This window comes from Mesorhizobium sp. B2-4-3 (genome assembly GCF_006442815.1).
Lineage (GTDB): Bacteria > Pseudomonadota > Alphaproteobacteria > Rhizobiales > Rhizobiaceae > Mesorhizobium.
Map to the genome: position 1 here is coordinate 18,648 of NZ_VFVL01000017.1, position 20,859 is coordinate 39,506.

Annotated in this window: 13 protein-coding genes; 11 read left to right on the forward strand and 2 right to left on the reverse strand. The window is 63.7% G+C overall.

Going from position 1 to position 20,859, the window contains the following annotated elements; genetic code table 11:
• The first annotated feature begins 228 nt into the window (after positions 1 to 228).
• The 10 genes from FJ956_RS17150 to FJ956_RS17195 all read left to right on the forward strand — a co-directional run bounded on the left by FJ956_RS17150 (position 229) and on the right by FJ956_RS17195 (position 16,630).
• Positions 229 to 1,206 carry a sugar ABC transporter substrate-binding protein gene (locus FJ956_RS17150; RefSeq protein ID WP_167448946.1) on the forward strand — a complete coding sequence of 326 codons (978 nt, stop codon included), beginning with the start codon at positions 229 to 231 and terminating at the stop codon, positions 1,204 to 1,206.
• A gap of 162 nt (positions 1,207 to 1,368) precedes the next feature.
• A complete protein-coding gene (locus FJ956_RS17155) occupies positions 1,369 to 2,430 on the forward strand; it encodes an ABC transporter permease (protein WP_140676767.1) in 1,062 nt (353 codons plus the stop codon).
• A gap of 2 nt (positions 2,431 to 2,432) precedes the next feature.
• Positions 2,433 to 3,215 carry an ATP-binding cassette domain-containing protein gene (locus FJ956_RS17160; protein WP_181170185.1) on the forward strand — a complete coding sequence of 261 codons (783 nt, stop codon included), beginning with the start codon at positions 2,433 to 2,435 and terminating at the stop codon, positions 3,213 to 3,215.
• Positions 3,216 to 3,357: 142 nt separating this feature from the next.
• The gene (locus tag FJ956_RS17165; RefSeq protein ID WP_140676770.1) at positions 3,358 to 5,820 is read left to right on the forward strand and encodes a glycogen/starch/alpha-glucan phosphorylase; all 2,463 of its coding nucleotides are present in this window, start codon (positions 3,358 to 3,360) and stop codon (positions 5,818 to 5,820) included.
• Between the two features lie 119 nt (positions 5,821 to 5,939).
• Positions 5,940 to 8,153, forward strand: a complete 2,214-nt coding sequence (glgB, locus tag FJ956_RS17170; protein ID WP_140676773.1) for a 1,4-alpha-glucan branching protein GlgB — start codon at positions 5,940 to 5,942, stop codon at positions 8,151 to 8,153.
• A 63-nt stretch (positions 8,154 to 8,216) separates the two neighbouring features.
• Positions 8,217 to 9,485 (forward strand): glucose-1-phosphate adenylyltransferase, encoded by a 1,269-nt coding sequence (glgC, locus tag FJ956_RS17175; protein ID WP_140676776.1) that lies wholly within the window; start codon positions 8,217 to 8,219, stop codon positions 9,483 to 9,485.
• Between the two features lie 218 nt (positions 9,486 to 9,703).
• Positions 9,704 to 11,149: a glycogen synthase GlgA gene (gene glgA, locus FJ956_RS17180; RefSeq protein WP_140676779.1), complete on the forward strand. Its 1,446-nt coding sequence runs from the start codon at positions 9,704 to 9,706 to the stop codon at positions 11,147 to 11,149.
• A 3-nt stretch (positions 11,150 to 11,152) separates the two neighbouring features.
• Positions 11,153 to 12,781, forward strand: coding sequence for an alpha-D-glucose phosphate-specific phosphoglucomutase (locus tag FJ956_RS17185; protein WP_140676783.1), 1,629 nt, complete (start codon positions 11,153 to 11,155; stop codon positions 12,779 to 12,781).
• Between the two features lie 196 nt (positions 12,782 to 12,977).
• Entirely contained in the window at positions 12,978 to 14,975 is a 1,998-nt protein-coding gene (gene glgX, locus FJ956_RS17190) for a glycogen debranching protein GlgX (protein ID WP_140676787.1), read from the forward strand.
• The gene (locus FJ956_RS17195; RefSeq protein ID WP_140676790.1) at positions 14,975 to 16,630 is read left to right on the forward strand and encodes an alpha-glucosidase family protein; all 1,656 of its coding nucleotides are present in this window, start codon (positions 14,975 to 14,977) and stop codon (positions 16,628 to 16,630) included. Before glgX ends, FJ956_RS17195 begins: the two co-directional genes overlap by 1 nt.
• 8 nt (positions 16,631 to 16,638) lie before the next feature.
• Here FJ956_RS17195 and FJ956_RS17200 read toward each other — a convergent pair whose 3' ends face one another.
• Positions 16,639 to 18,369: a pilus assembly protein TadG-related protein gene (locus tag FJ956_RS17200; protein ID WP_140676793.1), complete on the reverse strand. Its 1,731-nt coding sequence runs from the start codon at positions 18,367 to 18,369 to the stop codon at positions 16,639 to 16,641.
• A gap of 122 nt (positions 18,370 to 18,491) precedes the next feature.
• The gene (locus FJ956_RS17205) at positions 18,492 to 18,857 is read right to left on the reverse strand and encodes a TadE/TadG family type IV pilus assembly protein (RefSeq protein WP_246672056.1); all 366 of its coding nucleotides are present in this window, start codon (positions 18,855 to 18,857) and stop codon (positions 18,492 to 18,494) included.
• Positions 18,858 to 19,232: 375 nt separating this feature from the next.
• On the opposite strand from FJ956_RS17205, the gene FJ956_RS17210 reads away from it, so the two are divergent.
• A complete protein-coding gene (locus FJ956_RS17210; protein ID WP_140676796.1) occupies positions 19,233 to 20,825 on the forward strand; it encodes a peptide ABC transporter substrate-binding protein in 1,593 nt (530 codons plus the stop codon).
• The last annotated feature ends 34 nt before the right edge of the window (positions 20,826 to 20,859 follow it).

The window sequence follows — 20,859 nt, forward strand, 5'->3', positions numbered from 1 at the left end:
AGAATGAGTGAACAGCGCAAGAGTGTCAATAATAAATAAGAGTGATTTAATTATTGACAGCCGTTACGGACTGGTGTCTTTTGAGCTGGCGTCCACGCTGGGAGAAATGGTTGGATGCGCTTGAGACGCCGGGTGGCCGGCGTCCGAAACAGTTCTATTGGGAGGAAAATCGTGACCAAGAAATCACTGCTGAAGTCCACCGTGTTCGCGGCTGCCGGCCTGGGTCTGATGGCGTTCGCTTCGTCGGCATCGGCCGCCGGCGTCGGCGCCTGCCTGATCACCAAGACCGACACCAATCCTTTCTTTGTGAAGATGAAGGAGGGCGCGACCGCCAAGGCCAAGGAACTCGGCGTTGACCTCAAGACCTATGCTGGCAAGATCGACGGCGACAGCGAAAGCCAGGTGGCGGCAATCGAAAGCTGCATCGCCGACGGCGCCAAGGGTATCCTGATCACGGCCTCCGACACCAAGGGCATCGTGCCGACGGTGAAGAAGGCGCGCGACGCCGGCCTGCTGGTGATCGCCCTCGACACGCCGCTCGATCCGATCGATGCCGCCGACGCCACCTTCGCCACGGACAATCTCGAAGCCGGCAAGCTGATCGGCGCCTGGGCCGCCGCCACGCTCGGCGACAAGGCCAAGGACGCCAAGATCGGCTTCCTCGATCTGACCCCCTCGCAGCCGACCGTCGACGTGCTGCGCGACCAGGGCTTCATGATGGGCTACGGCATCGACGTGAAGGACCCCAACAAGATCGGAGATGAAACCGATCCGCGCATCGTCGGCCATGACGTGACCAACGGCAACGAGGAGGGCGGCCGCAAGGCGATGGAGAACCTTCTGCAGAAGGACAACACCATCAACGTCATCCACACCATCAACGAGCCGGCAGCTGTCGGCGCCTATCAGGCGCTCAAGGCCGTCGGCCTCGAGAAGCAGGTGCTGATCGTGTCGGTCGACGGCGGCTGCCCGGGCGTGAAGTCGGTCACCGAAGGCGTCATCGGCGCCACCTCGCAGCAATATCCGCTGCAGATGGCGGCGCTCGGCATCGAGGCGATCGCCGCTTTCGCCAAGGACGGCACCAAGCCGAAGCCGACCGAAGGCAAGAACTTCTTCGACACCGGCGTCAATCTCGTGACCGACAAGCCGGCCAACGGCGTCAAGTCGATCGACACCAAGGAAGGCCTGGCCAAGTGCTGGGGCTGATGCTCTGAGAGGTCCACAAACCGTGCGGCTGGGGGCTTGATCCCCGGCCGCTTCGGGTGGACGATGCGCTTTCGTCAAAGCGCGAAATCCTGGCGACAAGACCGGAATAGGCGTCGACGGCGTGTGCGGCAATGAGAAGGCCGCACACAGACGGGAGGACATATGTCTCAGATACAGGAATTCGAGAAGGTACTAACGGGAAGCGACACCAGCGTCGCCGCCTTTGACGAGCACAAATCGGCCGTCAAGCGCGCCCAGCATTTCCTGCACTCCACGCCGGCGGCGGTGCCGCTGATCGTGCTGGTTCTGTCGATCATCATCTTCGGCATCGCCATCGGCGGACGTTTCTTTTCGTCCTACACGCTGACGCTTATCCTGCAGCAGATCGCCATTGTCGGCATCCTCGGCGCCGCGCAGACACTGGTCATTCTGACCGCGGGCATCGACCTCTCGATCGGCGTCATCATGGTGATTTCGGCCGTGATCATGGGCAATTGCGCGGTGACCTACGGGATGCCGGCCATCCTGGCCGTGGCGATAGGGCTTGCCGCCGGTGGCGCCTGCGGGCTGCTCAACGGCCTGCTTGTCGCCTACATGAAGCTGCCTCCCTTCATCGTCACGCTCGGCACCTGGAATATCGTCATGGCCACGAATTTCATCTATTCGGCCAATGAGACGATCCGCGACACCGACGTCGACGTGCAGGCGCCGTTGCTGCATCTGTTCGCGGTGAGCTTCAGGATCGGCTCGGCCGTGCTGACGCTTGGCGTCATTGCCATGGTCCTGCTGGTGGCTCTCCTGTGGTACGTGCTCAACCACACCGCATGGGGCCGGCATGTCTACGCCGTCGGCGACGATCAGGAGGCCGCGAAACTGTCGGGCATCCAGACCAAGAAGGTGCTGATGACCGTCTATGCCCTTGCCGGGCTGATCGCCGCTTTCGCTGCCTGGGTCTCGATCGGCCGTAACGGCTCGATCTCGCCGTCCGCGGCTGTCACCGACTACAATCTGCAGGCCATCACCGCGACGGTGATCGGCGGTATTTCTCTGTTCGGCGGGCGCGGCTCGATCCTCGGCACGCTGTTCGGCGCCATGATCGTCGGCGTCGTCTCGATGGGCCTCAACATGCTGGGCGCCGATCCGCAATGGAAGGTTCTGCTCACCGGCGTGCTGATCATCGGCGCCGTGGCGATCGATCAATGGATCAGAAAGGTTTCGGCATAGTCATGACCCAGGAACCCATCCTCACTGCGCGCGGCCTGGTCAAGCGCTATGGCCGCGTCACCGCCCTCGACAACGCCGATTTCGATCTCTATCCGGGCGAAATCCTCGCCGTCATCGGCGACAACGGCGCGGGCAAATCATCGCTCATCAAGGCGATTTCCGGTGCGGCCGTGCCCGACGAAGGTGAAATCCGGCTTGAAGGCAAACACGTTGCCTTCAAGTCGCCGATGGAGGCGCGCGAGGCCGGAATCGAGACCGTCTACCAGAACCTCGCGCTGTCGCCGGCGCTGTCGATCGCCGATAACATGTTTCTCGGCCGCGAGATACGCAAGCCAGGTCCGCTTGGCAACTGGCTGCGCATGCTCGACCGCCCGGCAATGGAGAAGCGCGCGCGCGACAAGCTGACGGAGCTCGGCCTGATGACCATCCAGAACATCAGCCAGGCGGTGGAAACGCTTTCGGGCGGCCAGCGCCAGGGCGTGGCGGTGGCGCGTGCTGCCGCCTTCGGCTCGAAAGTCGTGATCATGGACGAGCCGACGGCCGCCCTTGGCGTGAAGGAAAGCCGCCGCGTGCTGGAGCTGATCCTGGACGTCAAGAAGCGCGGCCTGCCGATCGTTTTGATCTCGCACAACATGCCGCATGTCTTCGAGGTGGCGGACCGCATCCACATCCATCGGCTTGGAAGGCGTCTGTGCGTCGTCGATCCCAAGCAGATTTCCATGTCGGATGCGGTGGCGCTGATGACCGGCGCCAAGAAGCCGCCGGAGGACGCGCTGGCGGCCTGATCCCCACGGCATGTCCCTATTGCCGCAGGCCGGCTGATGGGTCGATCGAGTAAATCGATTGAACCTATGCTGCAATGCACTAGGATAGGCTGGGAGGAACGGCGAAAGCCGCTATGATCAGGCCAGCTGAACGAGACGCGAAATGACATCCGCCATGACGATCGAAGTCCCTGTTCTTGACAATCCCGATCCCAAGACGCTCGCCGAGGAAGTCCTGCTGTCGCTCAAATACCGGGTCGGCAAGGACACCACCGTCGCCACGCCCTACGACTGGCTGACGGCCTCGATCAAGGTGGTGCGCGACCGCGTCGTCGACCACTGGATGCAGGCGACCAAGGAAGCCTACGACCAGCAGGAAAAACGCGTCTATTACCTCTCGCTCGAATTCCTGATCGGGCGCCTGATGCGCGACGCCTTCTCCAATCTCGGCCTGATGGAGAACATGCGTGAGGCGCTGTCCTCGCTCGGCGTCGACCTCGACCTGATCGCGGGGCTCGAACCGGACGCCGCACTCGGCAATGGCGGCCTCGGCCGTCTCGCCGCCTGCTTCATGGAAAGCATGGCGACCGTCGACATCCCCGCCCATGGCTACGGCATCCGCTACGCCAACGGCATGTTCCGCCAGGAAATCCACGGCGGCTGGCAGGTCGAGCTGCCGGAGACCTGGCTCGATCACGGCAATCCCTGGGAGTTCGAACGGCGCGAGCGTTCCTTCGAGGTCGGTTTCGGCGGCTCGGTGGAATCGATCACCTCGAAGGACGGCCGGCTCGAACGCCACGTCTGGAAGCCGACCGAACATGTGCTGGCCGTTGCCTACGACACGCCCGTCGCCGGCTGGCATGCCAGGCGCGTCAACACGCTGAGACTCTGGTCCGGCATGCCGATCGACCCGATCCTGCTCGACAAGTTCAACGCCGGCGACCACATCGGCGCGCTCGCCGAAAGCAACAAGGCCGACGCGCTGTCGCGCGTGCTCTATCCGGCCGATTCCCACATGGCCGGGCAGGAGCTGAGGCTGCGGCAGGAGTATTTCTTCTCCACCGCCTCGCTGCAGGATATCGTGCAGCGTCATCTCAGCCAGTATGGCGACCTGAAATCGCTGCCCGACAAGGCGGCGATCCACCTCAACGACACCCATCCCGCGGTCGCCGTGCCGGAGCTGATGCGGCTCCTGATGGACGCCCACGGCATGGACTTCGACCAGGCCTGGGACATCACCAAGCGCACCTTCGGCTACACCAACCACACGCTGTTGCCCGAGGCGCTGGAAAGCTGGCCGGTGCCGCTGTTCGAACGTCTGCTGCCGCGCCACATGCAGATCGTCTATGCCATCAATGCGCAGGTGCTGCTCGAGGCCCGCGCCGCCAACCAGTTCTCGGGCGATCAGATCGCCCGCATCTCGCTGATCCAGGAAAATGGCGACCGCCGCGTGCGCATGGGCAATCTGGCCTTCGTCGGCTCGCATTCGATCAACGGCGTCTCGGCCCTGCACACCGAGCTGATGAAGGAGACGGTGTTCGCCGATCTCCACAAGCTCTATCCCGACCGCATAAACAACAAGACCAACGGCATCACGCCCAGGCGCTGGCTGATCCAGTGCAATCCGGGCCTGACCTCGCTTGCCCGCGAGGCGATCGGCGACCGCTTCATGGACGACATCGAGGCGATCAAGGATCTCGATCCGCTCGCCGACGACGCTGCTTTCCGCGAAAAATTCGCCGCCGTGAAGCGGCAGAACAAGGTGAAGCTCGCCAATCTGATCGCCGACCGGCTCGGCATTAGGCTCGACCCCTCGGCGCTGTTCGATATCCAGGTCAAGCGCATCCACGAATACAAGCGCCAGCTCCTCAACATCCTCGAGGCGATAGCGCTTTACGACCAGATACGCTCGCATCCCGAGCGGGACTGGATGCCGCGCGTCAAGATCTTCGGCGGCAAGGCGGCGCCGAGCTACCACAACGCCAAGCTGATCATCAAGCTGGCCAACGACGTCGCGAAAGTCATCAACGGCGATCCGTCGGTGCGCGGCCTGCTGAAGGTGGTGTTCGTGCCGAACTACAATGTCAGCCTGGCCGAAATGCTGATGCCCGCCGCCGATCTTTCCGAGCAGATCTCGACCGCCGGGATGGAAGCATCCGGCACCGGCAACATGAAGTTCGGCATGAACGGCGCGCTCACCATCGGCACGCTCGACGGCGCCAATGTCGAGATGAAGGAACATGTCGGCGACGACAACATCTTCATCTTCGGCCTCACCACCGCCGAGGTCGCTGATCGGCGCAACAATGGCTACAACCCGCGCGGCATCATCGAGGCGTCCCCTGAATTGTCGCAGGCCGTCGCGGCGATCTCGTCCGGCGTCTTCTCGCCCGACGATCCCAATCGCTATCGCGACCTCATGAACGGGCTCTACAGCAGCGACTGGTTCATGGTGGCGGCCGACTTCGATTCCTACGCCGGCTGCCAGCGCGAGGTGGACCGCGTCTGGCGCGACAGCCCCGATTGGAACGCGCGCGCCATCCACAACGTTGCCCGCATGGGCTGGTTCTCGTCCGATCGCACGATCCGCCAATATGCGAAAGAAATCTGGAACGTACCCGTCTGATATGATTGCATGAGATCACGAACAATGTGGTGTCGTGCATGTCGCCCAAAAGTGCGTAGCGGTTTTGGGGCAACGACATGCACAAAACAAAATAATTCCCGGGGAGGGAACACCGCCTGATGAGGAAGCCGCGCGCGACCGCTGCGACAAGCGGGCCGGACGGACTGGCGCCAGCCGGCGATGTCGCGGCGATTGTCGCCGGAACGCATGGCGATCCTTTCTCGGTCCTGGGCGTGCAGGAAGCCGGCAAAGGCTTCGTCGCCCGCTGCTTCGTGCCCAACGCCGAAGTCGTCACCGCCTATACGCTGACCGGCAAGGAGGTCGGCGAGCTCTCCCGCCGCGACATCGCCGGCTTCTTCGAGGGCAAGGTCTCGATCCGCAAGCGCCAGCCGCTGCGCTATCACGCCAGCAACGCCGGCGGCGACTGGTGGCTGACCGATCCCTATTCCTTCGGCCCGGTGCTCGGTCCGATGGACGACTATTACATGGCCGAAGGCTCGCATCTCAGGCTCTTCGACAAGCTCGGCGCCCACATCGTCGAACACGAGGGCGCCACCGGCGTGCATTTCGCCGTCTGGGCGCCCAACGCCAGGCGCGTCTCCGTGGTCGGCGCCTTCAACGACTGGGACGGCCGCCGACACACCATGCGCGACCGCAAGGACACCGGCATCTGGGAATTGTTCATTCCTGATCTCGGCGCGGGCCAGCCCTACAAGTTCGAGATCATCGGGCCCGACGGCGTGCGCCTGCCGCTCAAGGCTGATCCGTTCGCCTTCGAGTCGGAACTGCGCCCGGCGACCGCCTCGGTGACGGCGCCGCCGATTGCGCATCAGTGGGGCGACGAGGCGCATCGCGGCTACTGGCGCAAGGCCGATCCCAGGCGCGAGGCGATCTCGATCTACGAGGTCCATGCCGGCTCCTGGCAACGCCGCGACGACGGCACGTTCCTGTCCTGGGACGAGTTGGCCGCGCGGCTCATCCCATACGTGGTCGACACCGGCTTCACCCACATCGAGTTCCTGCCGATCTCGGAGCACCCTTACGATCCGTCCTGGGGCTACCAGACCACCGGCCTTTACGCGCCGTCGGCTCGCTTCGGCGACCCCGACGGCTTCGCCCGCTTCGTCGACGGGGCGCACCGCGCCGGCATCGGCGTCATTCTCGACTGGGTGCCGGCGCATTTCCCGGTCGACGAGCACGGGCTGGTGAAATTCGACGGCACCGCGCTCTACGAGCATGCCGATCCGCGCCAGGGTTTCCATCCCGACTGGAACACGGCCATCTACAATTTCGGCCGCCGCGAGGTGGTGTCGTTCCTCGTCAACAACGCGCTGTTCTGGGCCGAGAAGTACCATGTCGACGGCCTGCGCGTCGACGCGGTCGCCTCGATGCTCTACCTCGACTATTCGCGCAAGGCCGGCGAGTGGATCCCCAACGAGAAGGGCGGGCGCGAGAACCTGCAGGCTGTCTCCTTCCTGCAGAAGATGAACAAGGAGCTTTACGGCCACCACCCCGGCGTGATGACGATCGCCGAGGAATCGACCTCATGGCCGAAAGTGTCGCGTCCCGTGCATGAAGGCGGCCTCGGCTTCGGCTTCAAGTGGAACATGGGCTTCATGCACGACACGCTGGAGTATCTCTCCAAGGAGCCGATCTTCCGCAAGCACCACCACAACGACATCACCTTCGGCCTGGTCTACGCTTTCTCGGAAAATTTCGTGCTGCCGCTTTCGCATGACGAGGTCGTGCACGGCAAAGGCACGCTGCTCCACAAGATGGCGGGCGACGACTGGCAGAAATTCGCCACGCTGCGCGCCTACTACGCCTTCATGTGGGGCTATCCCGGCAAGAAGCTCCTGTTCATGGGCCAGGAATTCGCCCAGCGCCGCGAGTGGAGCGAGGAACGCGCGCTCGACTGGGACCTGCTCGAATTCGCGCCGCATCGCGGCGTCTGGCAGGCGGTGCGGGATTTGAACTACCTCTACCGTTCGCGCCCGGCGCTGCATGCGCGCGACTGCGAGCCGGAGGGCTTCTCCTGGCTGATCGTCGACGACCGCGACAATTCGGTCTTCGCCTGGCTGCGCAGCGCGCCGGACGGCAATTCGATCGCCGTCATCTCCAATTTCACGCCGGTGCCGCGCGAGAACTATCGCGTGCCGCTGCCGAAGGCGGGAAAATGGCGCGAAATCATCAATACCGATGCCGAGGTCTATGGCGGCTCCGGCATGGGCAATCGCGGCGTGGTCGAGGCGAGCGGGGAAGGGGGAGGCATATCGGCGACGATGCTCTTGCCGCCGCTGTCGACGATCATGCTGGAATTCGTCGCGGATTGAAGCAGATGATGTCTCATCCTGCTCTTGCAACGGTCCGGGCAGCTTGTTTGGGAGGGTAACAAAATGGCAGAGATCAAAAGAACCCAGCCGCTGGCGCGCGATGCCATGGCCTATGTGCTGGCCGGCGGCCGCGGCAGCCGCCTCAGGGAACTGACAGACCGGCGCGCCAAGCCCGCCGTCTATTTCGGCGGCAAGACGCGCATCATCGATTTCGCCCTCTCCAATGCGCTCAACTCCGGCATCCGCCGCCTCGGCGTCGCCACCCAGTACAAGGCGCACTCGCTGATCCGCCACCTGCAGCGCGGCTGGAACTTCCTGCGGCCCGAGCGAAACGAAAGCTTCGACATCCTGCCGGCATCGCAGCGCGTCTCGGAAACCCAGTGGTATGAAGGCACGGCCGACGCGGTCTACCAGAACATCGACATCATCGAGGCCTACGGCCCCGAATACATGGTCATCCTGGCCGGCGACCACATCTACAAGATGGATTACGAGCTGATGCTGCGCCAGCATGTCGACGCCGGCGCCGACGTCACCGTCGGCTGCCTGGAAGTGCCGCGCATGGAGGCGACCGGCTTCGGCGTCATGCATGTCGACAAGAAGGACAACATCATCGCCTTCGTCGAAAAGCCGGCCGATCCGCCCGGCATCCCGGACAAGCCGGAATTCGCGCTGGCCTCAATGGGCATCTACGTCTTCAAGACCAAGTTCCTGATGGAGCAGCTGCGCCGCGACGCCGCCGAGCCCGGCTCCAGCCGCGACTTCGGCAAGGACATCATCCCCTATATCGTCCAGCACGGTAAGGCGATTGCCCACCGCTTCGCAAAGTCCTGCGTGCGCTCCTCGCATGAGGCAGAACCCTATTGGCGCGACGTCGGAACGGTGGACGCCTATTGGGAAGCCAATATCGACCTCACCGACATCACGCCCGAGCTCGACCTCTACGACCGCGACTGGCCGATCTGGACCTATGCCGAATTGAAGCCGCCGGCAAAGTTCGTGCATGACGAGGACGGCCGCCGCGGCGAGGCGATCTCCTCGCTGGTCTCCGGCGATTGCATCGTCTCCGGCGCCTCGCTTCGCCGCAGCCTGATCTTCACCGGCGCGCGCATCAATTCCTATTCCAAGCTCGAGGAGGTGGTGATGCTGCCCGACGTCCAGGTCGGCCGCAACGCGCATCTCAAGCGCGTCGTCATCGATCACGGCGTCCAGATTCCGGAGGGACTGGTGGTGGGCGAGGACCCGGCGCTCGACGCCAAGCGTTTTCGCGTATCGGAGAAGGGCATCTGCCTGATCACGCAGGATATGATCAACAAGTTGTCGACCCCGTAGGGTCGATCAACAAGCTGTCTACCTGATAAGGTTGATCAGCCTGTCAACCTGATAAGGTTGATCAGCCGTCGTCCTAGTAGGGTCGATCGGCAAGCTGTCGGGTCGATCGGCAAGCTGTCGGGTCGATCAGCAAGCTGACGGGGTCGATCAGCAAGCTGACGACTGGATCAACAGATTGTCACTTTGACCTGTCACGTTGAGATCGGAATGTGGAGCGCATGCAGGTTCTGTCGGTCACGCCCGAAATCTTTCCGCTGATCAAGACCGGCGGGCTTGCCGACGTGACCGGCGCCCTGCCGATCGCGCTTGCCGGCAAGGGCGTTGCGATGCGCACGCTGGTTCCTGGCTATCCCGTGGTGATGGCGGCCTTCGCCAAGAAGAAACCCGTCTACCAATATCCGCTGCTACAGGGCGGCAAAGCTTCGATCCATGCCGTCAAGATCGGCGATCTCGACCTCTTCGTTTTGGACGCGCCGCATCTCTTCGATCGCCAGGGCGGCCCTTACGGCACCGCTTCCGGCGCCGACTGGCCGGACAACTGGCGTCGCTTCGCCGCGCTCAGCCAGGCCGGCGGCGACATTGCCGGCGGCGCGATCTCCGGTTACCAGCCCGACATCGTTCATGCCCATGACTGGCAGTCGGCGATGACGCTTGCCTATATGCGCTACGGCAAGGCGGTCGGCGTGCCGTCGCTGATCACTGTGCACAACCTCGCCTTCCAGGGCCAGTTCGGCGCCGGCATCTTCGGCGAGCTCGGCCTGCCGAGCGTGGCGATGCAGCTCGACGGCGTCGAATATTATGGCGGCGTCGGCTTTCTCAAGGCCGGCCTGCAAGCCGCTTGGGCCATCACCACGGTCAGCCCGACCTACGCGCAGGAAATCCGCTTGCCCGAATTCGGCATGGGTCTCGACGGGCTGATCAACATGCGCTCCACCGACCTCTATGGCATCGTCAACGGCATCGACGTCGACATCTGGAATCCCCAGACCGACAAGCATCTGGTCGCCAATTATTCGACCGAGACGCTTGCGGCGCGGGCCAAGAACCGCAAGGCGGTCGAAGAGCGCTTCGGCCTGGAGGCGGATGGCAGCCCGATCGTCTGCGTCGTCAGCCGGCTGACCTGGCAGAAGGGCATGGACATTCTGGCCGCGGTCGTCGACGGCATTGTCGCCGCCGGCGCGCGGCTGGCGATCCTCGGCTCGGGCGACGCCGGCCTCGAAGGCACGCTGCTTGCCGCCGCCGCCCGTCATCGCGGCCGCGTCGGCGTCGTCGTCGGTTACGATGAAGGCCTTTCGCACGTCATGCAGGGCGGCTGCGATGCCATCGTCATCCCCTCGCGCTTCGAGCCCTGCGGCCTGACCCAGCTCTATGGCCTGCGCTATGGCTGCGTGCCGGTCGTCGCCCGTACCGGCGGTTTGGCCGACACCATCATCGACGCCAATGAAGCCGCCTTGTCGGCCGGCGTCGCCACCGGCTTCCAGTTCGCGCCCAACAATGGCGGCGCGATGCTGCATGCTATCCAGCGGCTGGTCGAGCAGCATGCGCGGCCGGCGACCTGGGCCTCGATCCAGCGCCAAGGCATGAAGGCCGATGTCTCCTGGGACAAGAGCGCCGAAAAATACGTCGAACTCTATCGCTTGCTGCTTTCGAAAAGGGCTGCCTGAGGCATGATCAAAACCGTCCCGACCAAACCCTACACCGACCAGAAGCCAGGCACCTCCGGCCTGCGCAAGAAAGTGCCGGTCTTCCAGCAGGAGCACTATGCCGAGAACTTCATCCAGTCGATCTTCGACGCGCTGGACGGTTTTCAAGGCAAGACGCTGGTGATCGGCGGCGACGGCCGCTTCTACAACCGCGAGGTCATCCAGAAAGCCATCGCGATTGCCGCCGGCAACGGCTTCGGCAAGGTGATGGTCGGGCAGGGCGGTATCCTGTCGACCCCCGCCGCCTCCAACATCATCCGCAAATACAAGACCTTCGGCGGCATCATCCTGTCGGCCAGCCACAATCCCGGCGGCCCGCACGAGGATTTCGGCATCAAGTACAATGCCGGCAATGGCGGCCCGGCACCGGAAAAGATCACCGACGCGATCTTTGCCAAGTCGAAGGAGATCAAGAGCTTCAAGATCGCCGATATCGGCGCCATCGACATCGACACCATCGGCACCGTCAAGGCCGGCGGCATGACGGTCGAGATATTCGATCCGGTCAAGGACTATGCCGAACTGATGGAAAGCCTGTTCGACTTCGATGCGCTGAAGAAGCTCTTCAAGTCGGGCTTCCGCATGCGTTTCGACGCCATGCACGCGGTGACCGGCCCCTATGCCAAGGAGATACTCGAACGCCGGCTCGGCGCGCCCGACGGCACCTGCCGCAACTTCAAGCCGCTTCCCGACTTCGGCGGCCATCACCCGGATCCGAACCTGGTGCATGCAAAGCACCTCTATGACGAGATGATGGGGCCGGACGCGCCGGATTTCGGCGCGGCTTCGGACGGCGACGGCGACCGCAACCTGATCATCGGCAGGGGCATCTTCGTCACGCCGTCGGATTCGGTGGCGATGCTTGCCGCCAATGCCAGACTGGCGCCGGGCTACAAGGACGGCCTGAAAGGCATCGCCCGCTCGATGCCGACCAGCGGCGCCGCCGACCGCGTCGCTGAAAAGCTCGGCATCGGCATCTACGAGACGCCGACCGGATGGAAGTTCTTCGGCAACCTGCTCGACGCCGGCATGGCGACCATTTGCGGCGAGGAAAGCGCTGGCACCGGCTCCAACCATGTGCGCGAGAAGGACGGTCTGTGGGCCGTGCTCTTGTGGCTCAACATCCTCGCCGCGCGCGGCGAGAGCTGCAAGCAGATCGTCACCGAGCATTGGGCGACCTACGGCCGCAACTACTATTCGCGCCACGACTATGAGGAGGTCGAGAGCGACCGCGCCAACGCGCTTGTCGACGAACTGCGTGCCAAGCTCGGCTCGCTGCCCGGCACCGGCGTGCGCGGCCTCAAGATCGCCAAGGCCGACGATTTTGCCTATCACGATCCGGTCGACGGCTCGGTCAGCGAGCACCAGGGCATACGAATCCTGTTCGAAGGCGGTTCGCGCGTCGTGCTGCGCCTCTCCGGCACCGGCACGTCAGGGGCGACGCTGCGCCTCTATATCGAGCGCTACGAGCCGGACAAGGCGAGGCACGACCTCGACACGCAGGAAGCGCTCGCCGATCTCATCGCTGCCGCCGACGACATCGCCGGCATCAAGAGCCACACCGGCCGCAACAAGCCGAGCGTGATTACTTGAGGGTGGTGTCGCGCGCCTTCACCTTCTCCCCTTGTGGGAGAAGGTGTCGCCGAAGGCGACGGATGAGGGGTGCTCCAGCTTGGCGAAAACCGGCGCTCACATCGCCGGCGCCTCGTTTCTTCCAACACCCCTCATCCGTCTCGGCGCTGCGCGCCGATCCACCTTCTCCCACAAGGGGAGAAGGAGAGGCGCCCGCATGACCCTCGGCGCCACCGTCAACCCCGAAGGCATCCGCTTCGCCGTCTGGTCCTCATCGGCGCGGCGCCTGTGGGTCTCGCTCTTCGACGACACCGGCACGCTTGAAACCGACCGGCTGGAACTCAAGCCGGAAGGCGAGGGCGTGCATGCGCTCCTTGTCCCTGGCCTTGGGGAGGGCACGCGTTACGGCTTTCGCGCCGACGGCGACTATGCGCCGGAGCGCGGCCTGTGGTTCGATCCGAACAAGCTTCTCACCGACCCCTATGCCGTCGAGCTGGACCGTCCATACCAATACCATTGGCGGCTCGCAGCCAAGCGCAACGAAAGCGCCGACACCGCCTCGCTGATGCCGAAGGCGGTAGCGCGGTTCCTGCCCAAGCCGGTGCTGCCCCAGCCGCCGCTGTTCCAGCCCGGCGGCTTGATCTACGAGCTCAACGTCCGCTCCTTCACCAGGCTGCATCCGGACGTGCCGGAAGCGCAGCGCGGCACAATCGCGGCGCTCGCTCATCCGGCTGTCGTCGAGCACCTGAAGCGTCTAGGTGTGTCAGCTGTCGAGTTGATGCCGGTAACCGCGTCGATCGACGAGCGGCACCTGCCGCCATTGGGGCTGAGCAACGCCTGGGGCTACAATCCCGTCACCTTCATGGCGCTCGATCCGCATCGCGCGCCCGGCGGCCTCGAGGAATTGCGCGATACCGTCGCCGCGTTGCGCAAGGCAGGCATCGGCACCGTCCTCGACCTCGTCTTCAACCACACCGGCGAAAGCGACCGGCTCGGGCCGACGCTGTCGCTGCGCGGACTGGATGCGATAGGCTACTACCGGCATCAGCCGGACGGCAGCCTGGTCAACGACACCGGCACCGGCAATACCGTCGCCTGCGACCATCCGGTGATGCGTGAGATGGTGCTCGACACGCTGCGCCACTTCGTCCGCTTCGCCGGCGTCGACGGCTTCCGCTTCGATCTGGCGCCGGTGCTCGGCCGCGTCGACGGCGCCTTCGAGCCGGACGCGCCGCTGCTTCAGGCCATCGCCGGCGATCCCGGGCTCGCCGATCGCGTGCTGATCGCCGAGCCCTGGGACATCGGTCCGAACGGCTACCAGCTCGGCAATTTCCATCCGCCATATCTGGAATGGAACGACCGTTACCGCGACGATGTTAGGCGCTTCTGGCGCGGCGATACGGGCGCGATCGGCGCTTTGGCCACCCGGCTTGCGGGTTCCTCCGATGTCTTCGGCATGGCAGGCCGGTCGACGACCCGCAGCGTTAACTTCATCGCCGCGCATGACGGCATGACGCTGGCCGACATCGTCGCCTATGAGCGCAAGCACAACGAGGCCAATGGCGAGCACAACCGCGACGGCCATAACGACAATTTGTCCTGGAACAACGGCGCCGAAGGCGAGACGGGCGACGCGGCGATTGCCAAGGCGCGCTTCGACGACCAGCGCGCGCTGCTCGCCACGCTCTTTGCCTCGCGCGGCACTATCATGCTGACTGCCGGCGACGAGTTCGGCCGCACGCAAAAAGGCAACAACAACGCCTATGCGCAGGACAATGCCATCACCTGGCTCGACTGGGCTGGCCGCGACCGGGCGCTGGAGCAATACGCATCGTCGCTCGCCACGCTGCGCCGAGGCTTTCCTGCGCTGGCGGATACGCACTTCCTGACCGGCGAGCCTGCCGACGGATCGGAAATCCCCGACGTGGCCTGGCTGACCGAGACCGGCGCGCCGCTCGGCGAGGCCGACTGGAACGATCCCGGACGGCATCGCCTCGTCATGCTGCTTGGCGATAGCGGCGGCTGGCGCCTGGCAGTGGTGATCAACGGCGACCGCCGCCAATGTGTCTTCAGCCTGCCGGCGCGGGATGGATTTGAATGGCGCCCGGCAATCGAGACGCAGCCGGTCGATCTGGCGCGGCCGCTGCCCGGTCGCAGCGTCGGTTTCATGATCGAGCGGCGAGCCGCTAAATCGCGCAGCAGGAAAGGTTCGTGATGGCTGGCGACAATCCAGAGCAAGGCGCCGAATGGTGGCGCGGCTGCGTCATCTATCAGGTTTATCCGCGCTCCTTCCAGGATACGAGCGGCGACGGCAGCGGTGATTTGAAGGGCATCGCCGCGCGGCTCGCCCATATCGCTTCGCTCGGCGTCGACGCGGTCTGGCTGTCACCCTTCTTCAAGTCGCCGATGGCCGACATGGGCTACGACGTGTCCGACTACCGCGACGTCGATCCGATGTTCGGGACGCTGGAGGATTTCGACGCGCTGGTCGCCGAGGCGCATCGGCTCGGCCTGAAGCTCATCATCGACCAGGTGATCTCGCATTCTTCCGACAAGCATGAATGGTTCGTCGAAAGCCGGGCCAGCCGCGACAATGCCAAGGCCGACTGGTATGTCTGGGCCGACGCCAGGCCGGATGGCAACGCCCCCAACAACTGGCTGTCGGTCTTCGGCGGCCCGTCCTGGGAGTGGGACGCCACCCGCCGGCAGTATTACATGCACAATTTCCTCGCCGCGCAGCCGGATTTGAACTTCCACAATCCGCAGGTCCAGGACGCGCTGCTCGACACCGTGCGCTTCTGGCTGGAGCGCGGCGTCGATGGCTTTCGGCTGGATACGGTCAACTACTATGTCCATGACCGCTGGCTGCGCGACAACCCGCCCTTGGCATCAAGCGTCGCCGGCACCAACGGTTCGACCAGCACCTATGCCTTCCAGGAGCATCTTTTCGACAAGACGCGGCCCGAAAACCTCGACTTCCTGAAACGCTTCCGCGCGTTGCTCGACGAATATCCCGACCGCGCCGCGGTTGGCGAGGTCGGCGACGAGGAGCGTTCCTTGCAGACGCTCGCCGCCTATGTATCCGGCGGCGACAAACTGCAGATGTGCTACACGTTCGACCTGCTCAGCCCGCAATTTTCCGCCGCCCATGTGCGCGGCTGCGTGGAGGCGTTCGAGACGACCGCCCCGGGGGGCTGGGTCTGCTGGGCCTTCTCCAACCATGACGTCGTGCGCCACGTCAGCCGCTGGACACGGCCCAGCGAGAGTCCGGACGCGGTGGCGAAGTTCTCGATCGCGCTATTGTCATGCCTGCGTGGGTCGATCTGCCTGTACCAGGGCGAGGAGCTTGGGCTCGAGGAGGCCGAGCTTGCCTATGTGGATCTGCGCGATCCGCTGGGCATCCGCTTCTGGCCGGGCGTGAAGGGCAGGGACGGCTGCCGCACGCCGATGGTGTGGCAGGCGGAGGCGGACAATGCCGGCTTCTCCACCGGCAAGCCTTGGCTGCCGGTGCCGCAGGCGCATCGTGTGCGTGCGGTCGATGTCCAGCATGGCGAGGAGCGGTCGGTGCTTGCCGCCTATCGGTCGATCCTTGCCTTGCGCAAGAGCCATCCGGCACTGATCCAAGGCTCGATCCGCTTTCTTGATGCCGAAGGCGATGTGCTTGCTTTCCTCCGTGAGCGCGACGGCGAAAGACTGCTTTGCGTTTTCAATTTCTCGACCGAGGCAACAGGCTGGGCGCTGCCCACGGAGATTGGCGAGGCCGAGATAACGGCATTTGACGTTGACGCCGCAGGCGTTCTTACCGGCGTTGTTGAGGACAGCGTGCTGGTGCTGCCGCCTCTGGGCAGTTTCGTCGGCAGGATTGGCTGACGGCTGATCTACTGCACCAGCACCGAGCGGCCGCAGGTCGCGCCGGTCACGCGCACGTCTGCCTCGCCGACATGGACGCCCAGAGCTCCAAGCACGTTGTAGAGGAGGTCGTCGACCGGCGCGGTCACGCCGTTGAGCAGCGTCGTCACCGCCGGCTTCACCGTGCCGAGCAGGGCGGTCACATCGAGGCCAAGCCCCAGCGCATTGACCGACAGCGACAGGTTGTTGACCAGCGATGTCGTGAGCGACTGCGTCAGGTTCTTCGTCGACACCGTCTTGATCGCCTTGTTGGCGATGTCGGTGGCGTTGTAGGTCAAAGTGGTCGGCGCCATGTTGGTGACCGAAAAGGCCGACGAGCCCGTCACCTGCAGCACCGGAATGAGCAACAGCTTCAGGTCCGCGATATCGGCGCCGGAGAATGACTGCGGCTTGGTGAAATCCGCGAAGCCGCTTGCGCTGCTGTTGGCGAGATGGGCTGAGACAACGCCCGGCTGCGCGGCGATGGAAACCTTGATGCTGGAAGGGCCGGTCGGGCAGCTGATATCGGTCAGCTTGGCCTCCGCATAGGCGACTTCGATATTGAGCGGCAGGTGGACGGCGGCAAGACTGGTGCCGCCGCCGAGATTGGAATTGCCGACGGTGACGTCGGCGTTGAGCTTGATGCGCGTCTGCGCGGTGCGCACCACGGTGCCGGCTTCTCCCACCGCCAGCCAGGCCGAGTTCTGCATCGGCTCGCCGATGGCGATCGCCAGCGTCGTCGATGCCAGTCCCGGGATGGTGGCGCCGAGATTGACCGCGACCTGGTTCGTGCCGTTGGCCAGAGCGGCCGCCGCGGTGAGCATGCTGAGCGCGCTGGCTGTCACGTTGAGCCCGGCCGGCTTTTGCCCGATGCCGAGATCGCCGACGGAGCCGAGATCGACAAGGGTGCTGAGCGGAATCTTGACGGTGTTGGTGGCGCTGGAGGCCATGGTCTGCAGGGCGAGTTTGGCTGTGCGGTCGAGCCCCGGCACATTGGCCATTGCGGTGGCGATCTGGCCGATCGTTGCCTTGGAGGCGAGCACGTCGGAATAGCTGACGCCAGTCAGATGCAATTGCGTGGCCAGCGCATCGGTGAACGAGAGAACATCGATATCGGCCGACACCAGTGAATTGTAATCCATCACGCTGAGCGAGATGTTGCCGCCGAGAAGGCCGCCGAGAAGCGCGTTGAGAATGCCGCCATTGAGGCTGGCAAGCCGCGAGCCGACCGAAAAAGCCGCTTGCGGCTGCGCGCTGGCGATGGCGGTCGTGCCAAGAGTGGGCGGCGACATGATCGAGCCGGCGAAATAGAGCGTGCCCTGCTTCTTCAGCGACACCTGCACGGCATTGTAAGGCAGCTTGCCCGCCTCGAACCGGCTGCCGGCGGCAATGGTGCTGACGCCCGTGTAGCGCCCCGGCACGATCTGGACGACAGCCTTGCTGGCGGTCGGCGCCACGGCGGTCCCCTGTTGCTGCACGGCGACCGAGGTGATGCCGTTGTCGCTGAGCGTCGTCAGCACCGCCTGCTCGGCATTGGTGATGTTCGAGGCCGCGGCGATGGCGGCAAGGTCGATGATCGACTGCGCTGCGCGGCGCTCGTTGTAAAGTGAACCTTCGTCGATCGCGAAGGCGGTCAGCGCCAGCGCCACCGGCGTGCATAGCGCCGTCATGACGGCGAAATTCGCGCTACGGTCGGCGAGCAGTCTCCGCGTCGCCGCCATGAGAGCAATTCCAGGAAAAGTGCGAAGCGGTTTTCCGTCCGGAATTGCGTCACGGAAAACAGATGGAGCGGTTTGGCGTTTCCTGGAAACGATAAATCGCTCCAGCCCCCCCTCGATGGGCATCATATCCCTCCGACACGGATCGTCGATTGGCGCTGGATCGTCGTGTCCGGCAGCGGCAGCGTCTTGAACAGGTTCCAGATCGGCAGGTTACGCGCGTCGTAGGTGACCGAGACGACGAACTGGCTGCCGTCGGCGACGCTGTCCTGTGCGTTGACGGTCAGCTTGTTGGGATCGACGAACGGATAGCCCGAGACGTCATGGGCGATGAAATCGGTGACCAGTGCCTGCCGCTCGGTCTGGTTCAGGCCGGCAATCGCCGTGCGCGCCGCATCGGCCGCGATCTGCTGCACGGAATGGCTGGCGCCGAAATAGACCCCGTATGCAACCATGCCGAGCAGAAGCAGGATGAAGATCGGTGCCAGCATGGCGAATTCGATTGCCGACGTGCCCGTGGCGTCTGTCGGGAAACGAGACCAAGAAACACGGAGTTTTCGGTTTTTCAGCATGATACGGAGAATGCCAAGACCTGCCTGCAAAAACAGAAAACGCCTCGAACAACCGGCAGGTGTGCCAAGTTGAAAGCAAGCTCTAAGCTTTAGGTTTCGCTGTTTTAGCGTGGTGACGCTCACTTTGCGTCAAGCAGGCAATGGTTGAAATAAGATATCGCTCTGTCTAGTCTCCTGCCACCAGCTGCCGGAAGGGACCGGCGGCACGCCTGAAACGGGGCCGTTTCAACGGTCCCGGGGTGTCAAAACTTGAAAAGGCGCGGCTGAGGGGCTGCGCCGACAGGGAGAAACTTCATGCTGAAAAACATGCTGAAGGCGACGGTGTTCGCCACCACCATGGCTCTGGCCACGGGCTCCTTTTACACGCTTGCTTTTGCCGAAACCGTCTACAACCGCGGGTCCGCTGCCGAGGCGGAGACGGTCGATCCGCACAAGACGTCGACGGTCTACGAAGCCGATATTATACGCGACCTGTTCCAGGGTCTCGTCATGCATGACCAGAAGACGAACCTCATTCCGGGCGCCGCCGAAAGCTGGACGGTATCCGATGACGGCACCGTCTACACCTTCAAGCTGCGCAAGGACGGCATGTGGTCGGACGGCACCCCGGTGACGGCGGACGACTTCGTCTATTCGTTCCATCGGTTGGAAGATCCGGCCACCGCTGCAGAATACGCTTCGATGCTCTATCCGGTGAAGGGCGCCGAGGATTTCAACACCAAGAAAGGCAAGGCCGAGGACATGGGCGTGAAGGCGATCGACGCCAACACGCTTGAAGTCACGCTGAAGGCTCCGACGCCCTACTTCCTGGAGATGCTGACCCACCAGGCGACCTATCCGGTCAGCAAGGCCTCCATAGACAAGCTCGGCGCCGACTGGATCAAGCCGGGTAAGCTGGTCTCCAACGGCGCCTATACGCTGGCGGAGTGGGTTCCCAACGACCATATGAAGTTGGTCAAGAACCCGAAATTCTGGGATGCCGCCAGCGTCAAGCTCGACACCGTCAACTATATCCCGACCGAGGACCGCTCCTCGGCGATGAAGCGTTTCGAGGCCGGCGAGCTCGACAGCTACGGCGACCTGCCGACCGAACAGCTCGCCGATCTCAAAACCAAATTCGGTGACCAGGTCCGCGTCGGGCCATATCTCGGCACTTATTATTATGCCATCAAGACCGACAAGGCGCCTTGGGACAATGTCGAGCTCCGCAACGCCATCTCGATGGCGATCGACCGCGACTTCCTCGCCGAGAAGGTCTGGCAGAACTCGATGCTGCCCGGCTATTCGATGGTGCCTCCGGGCATCGAGGGCTACACGCCGGCACTGGCCAAATACGCCGACATGCCGCAGATCGACCGCGAGGACGAGGCCAAGAAGATCCTGGAGAAGCTCGGCTACACGCCCGAGCATCCGTTGAAGATGGAGATCCGCTACAACACCTCGGAGAACCACAAGAACACGGCGGTCGCCATCCAGGAACAGCTGAAGCCGCTCGGCGTCGAGGTGACGCTGCTCAACACCGACACCAAGACCCACTACGGCTTCCTCGAGCAGAAGGGCAATTACGACGTTGCCCGTGCCGCCTGGATCGCCGATTACAAGGATCCCGAGACCTTCCTCGGCATCTCGCGCAAGGCGAGCGGCAACAACTACTCGAGCTACAACAGCCCTGCCTATGAAGCCGCTATGGACAAGGCGGCCGCCGCAGGCGGCAAGCCCGAGGACCGCATGAAGGACCTCGCCGCAGCCGAGCGCATCCTCGTCGACGACGTCGGCGAGATCCCGCTTCTCTACTACAGCTACCATGACATCGTTTCCTCGAAGGTGCATGGCTTCGACGACAATGTGATGGACATTCATCCATCCCGCTTCATCTCCAAGGACTGACAAGAAACCTTGGCCGTGCCGCCGCTCTCATTTC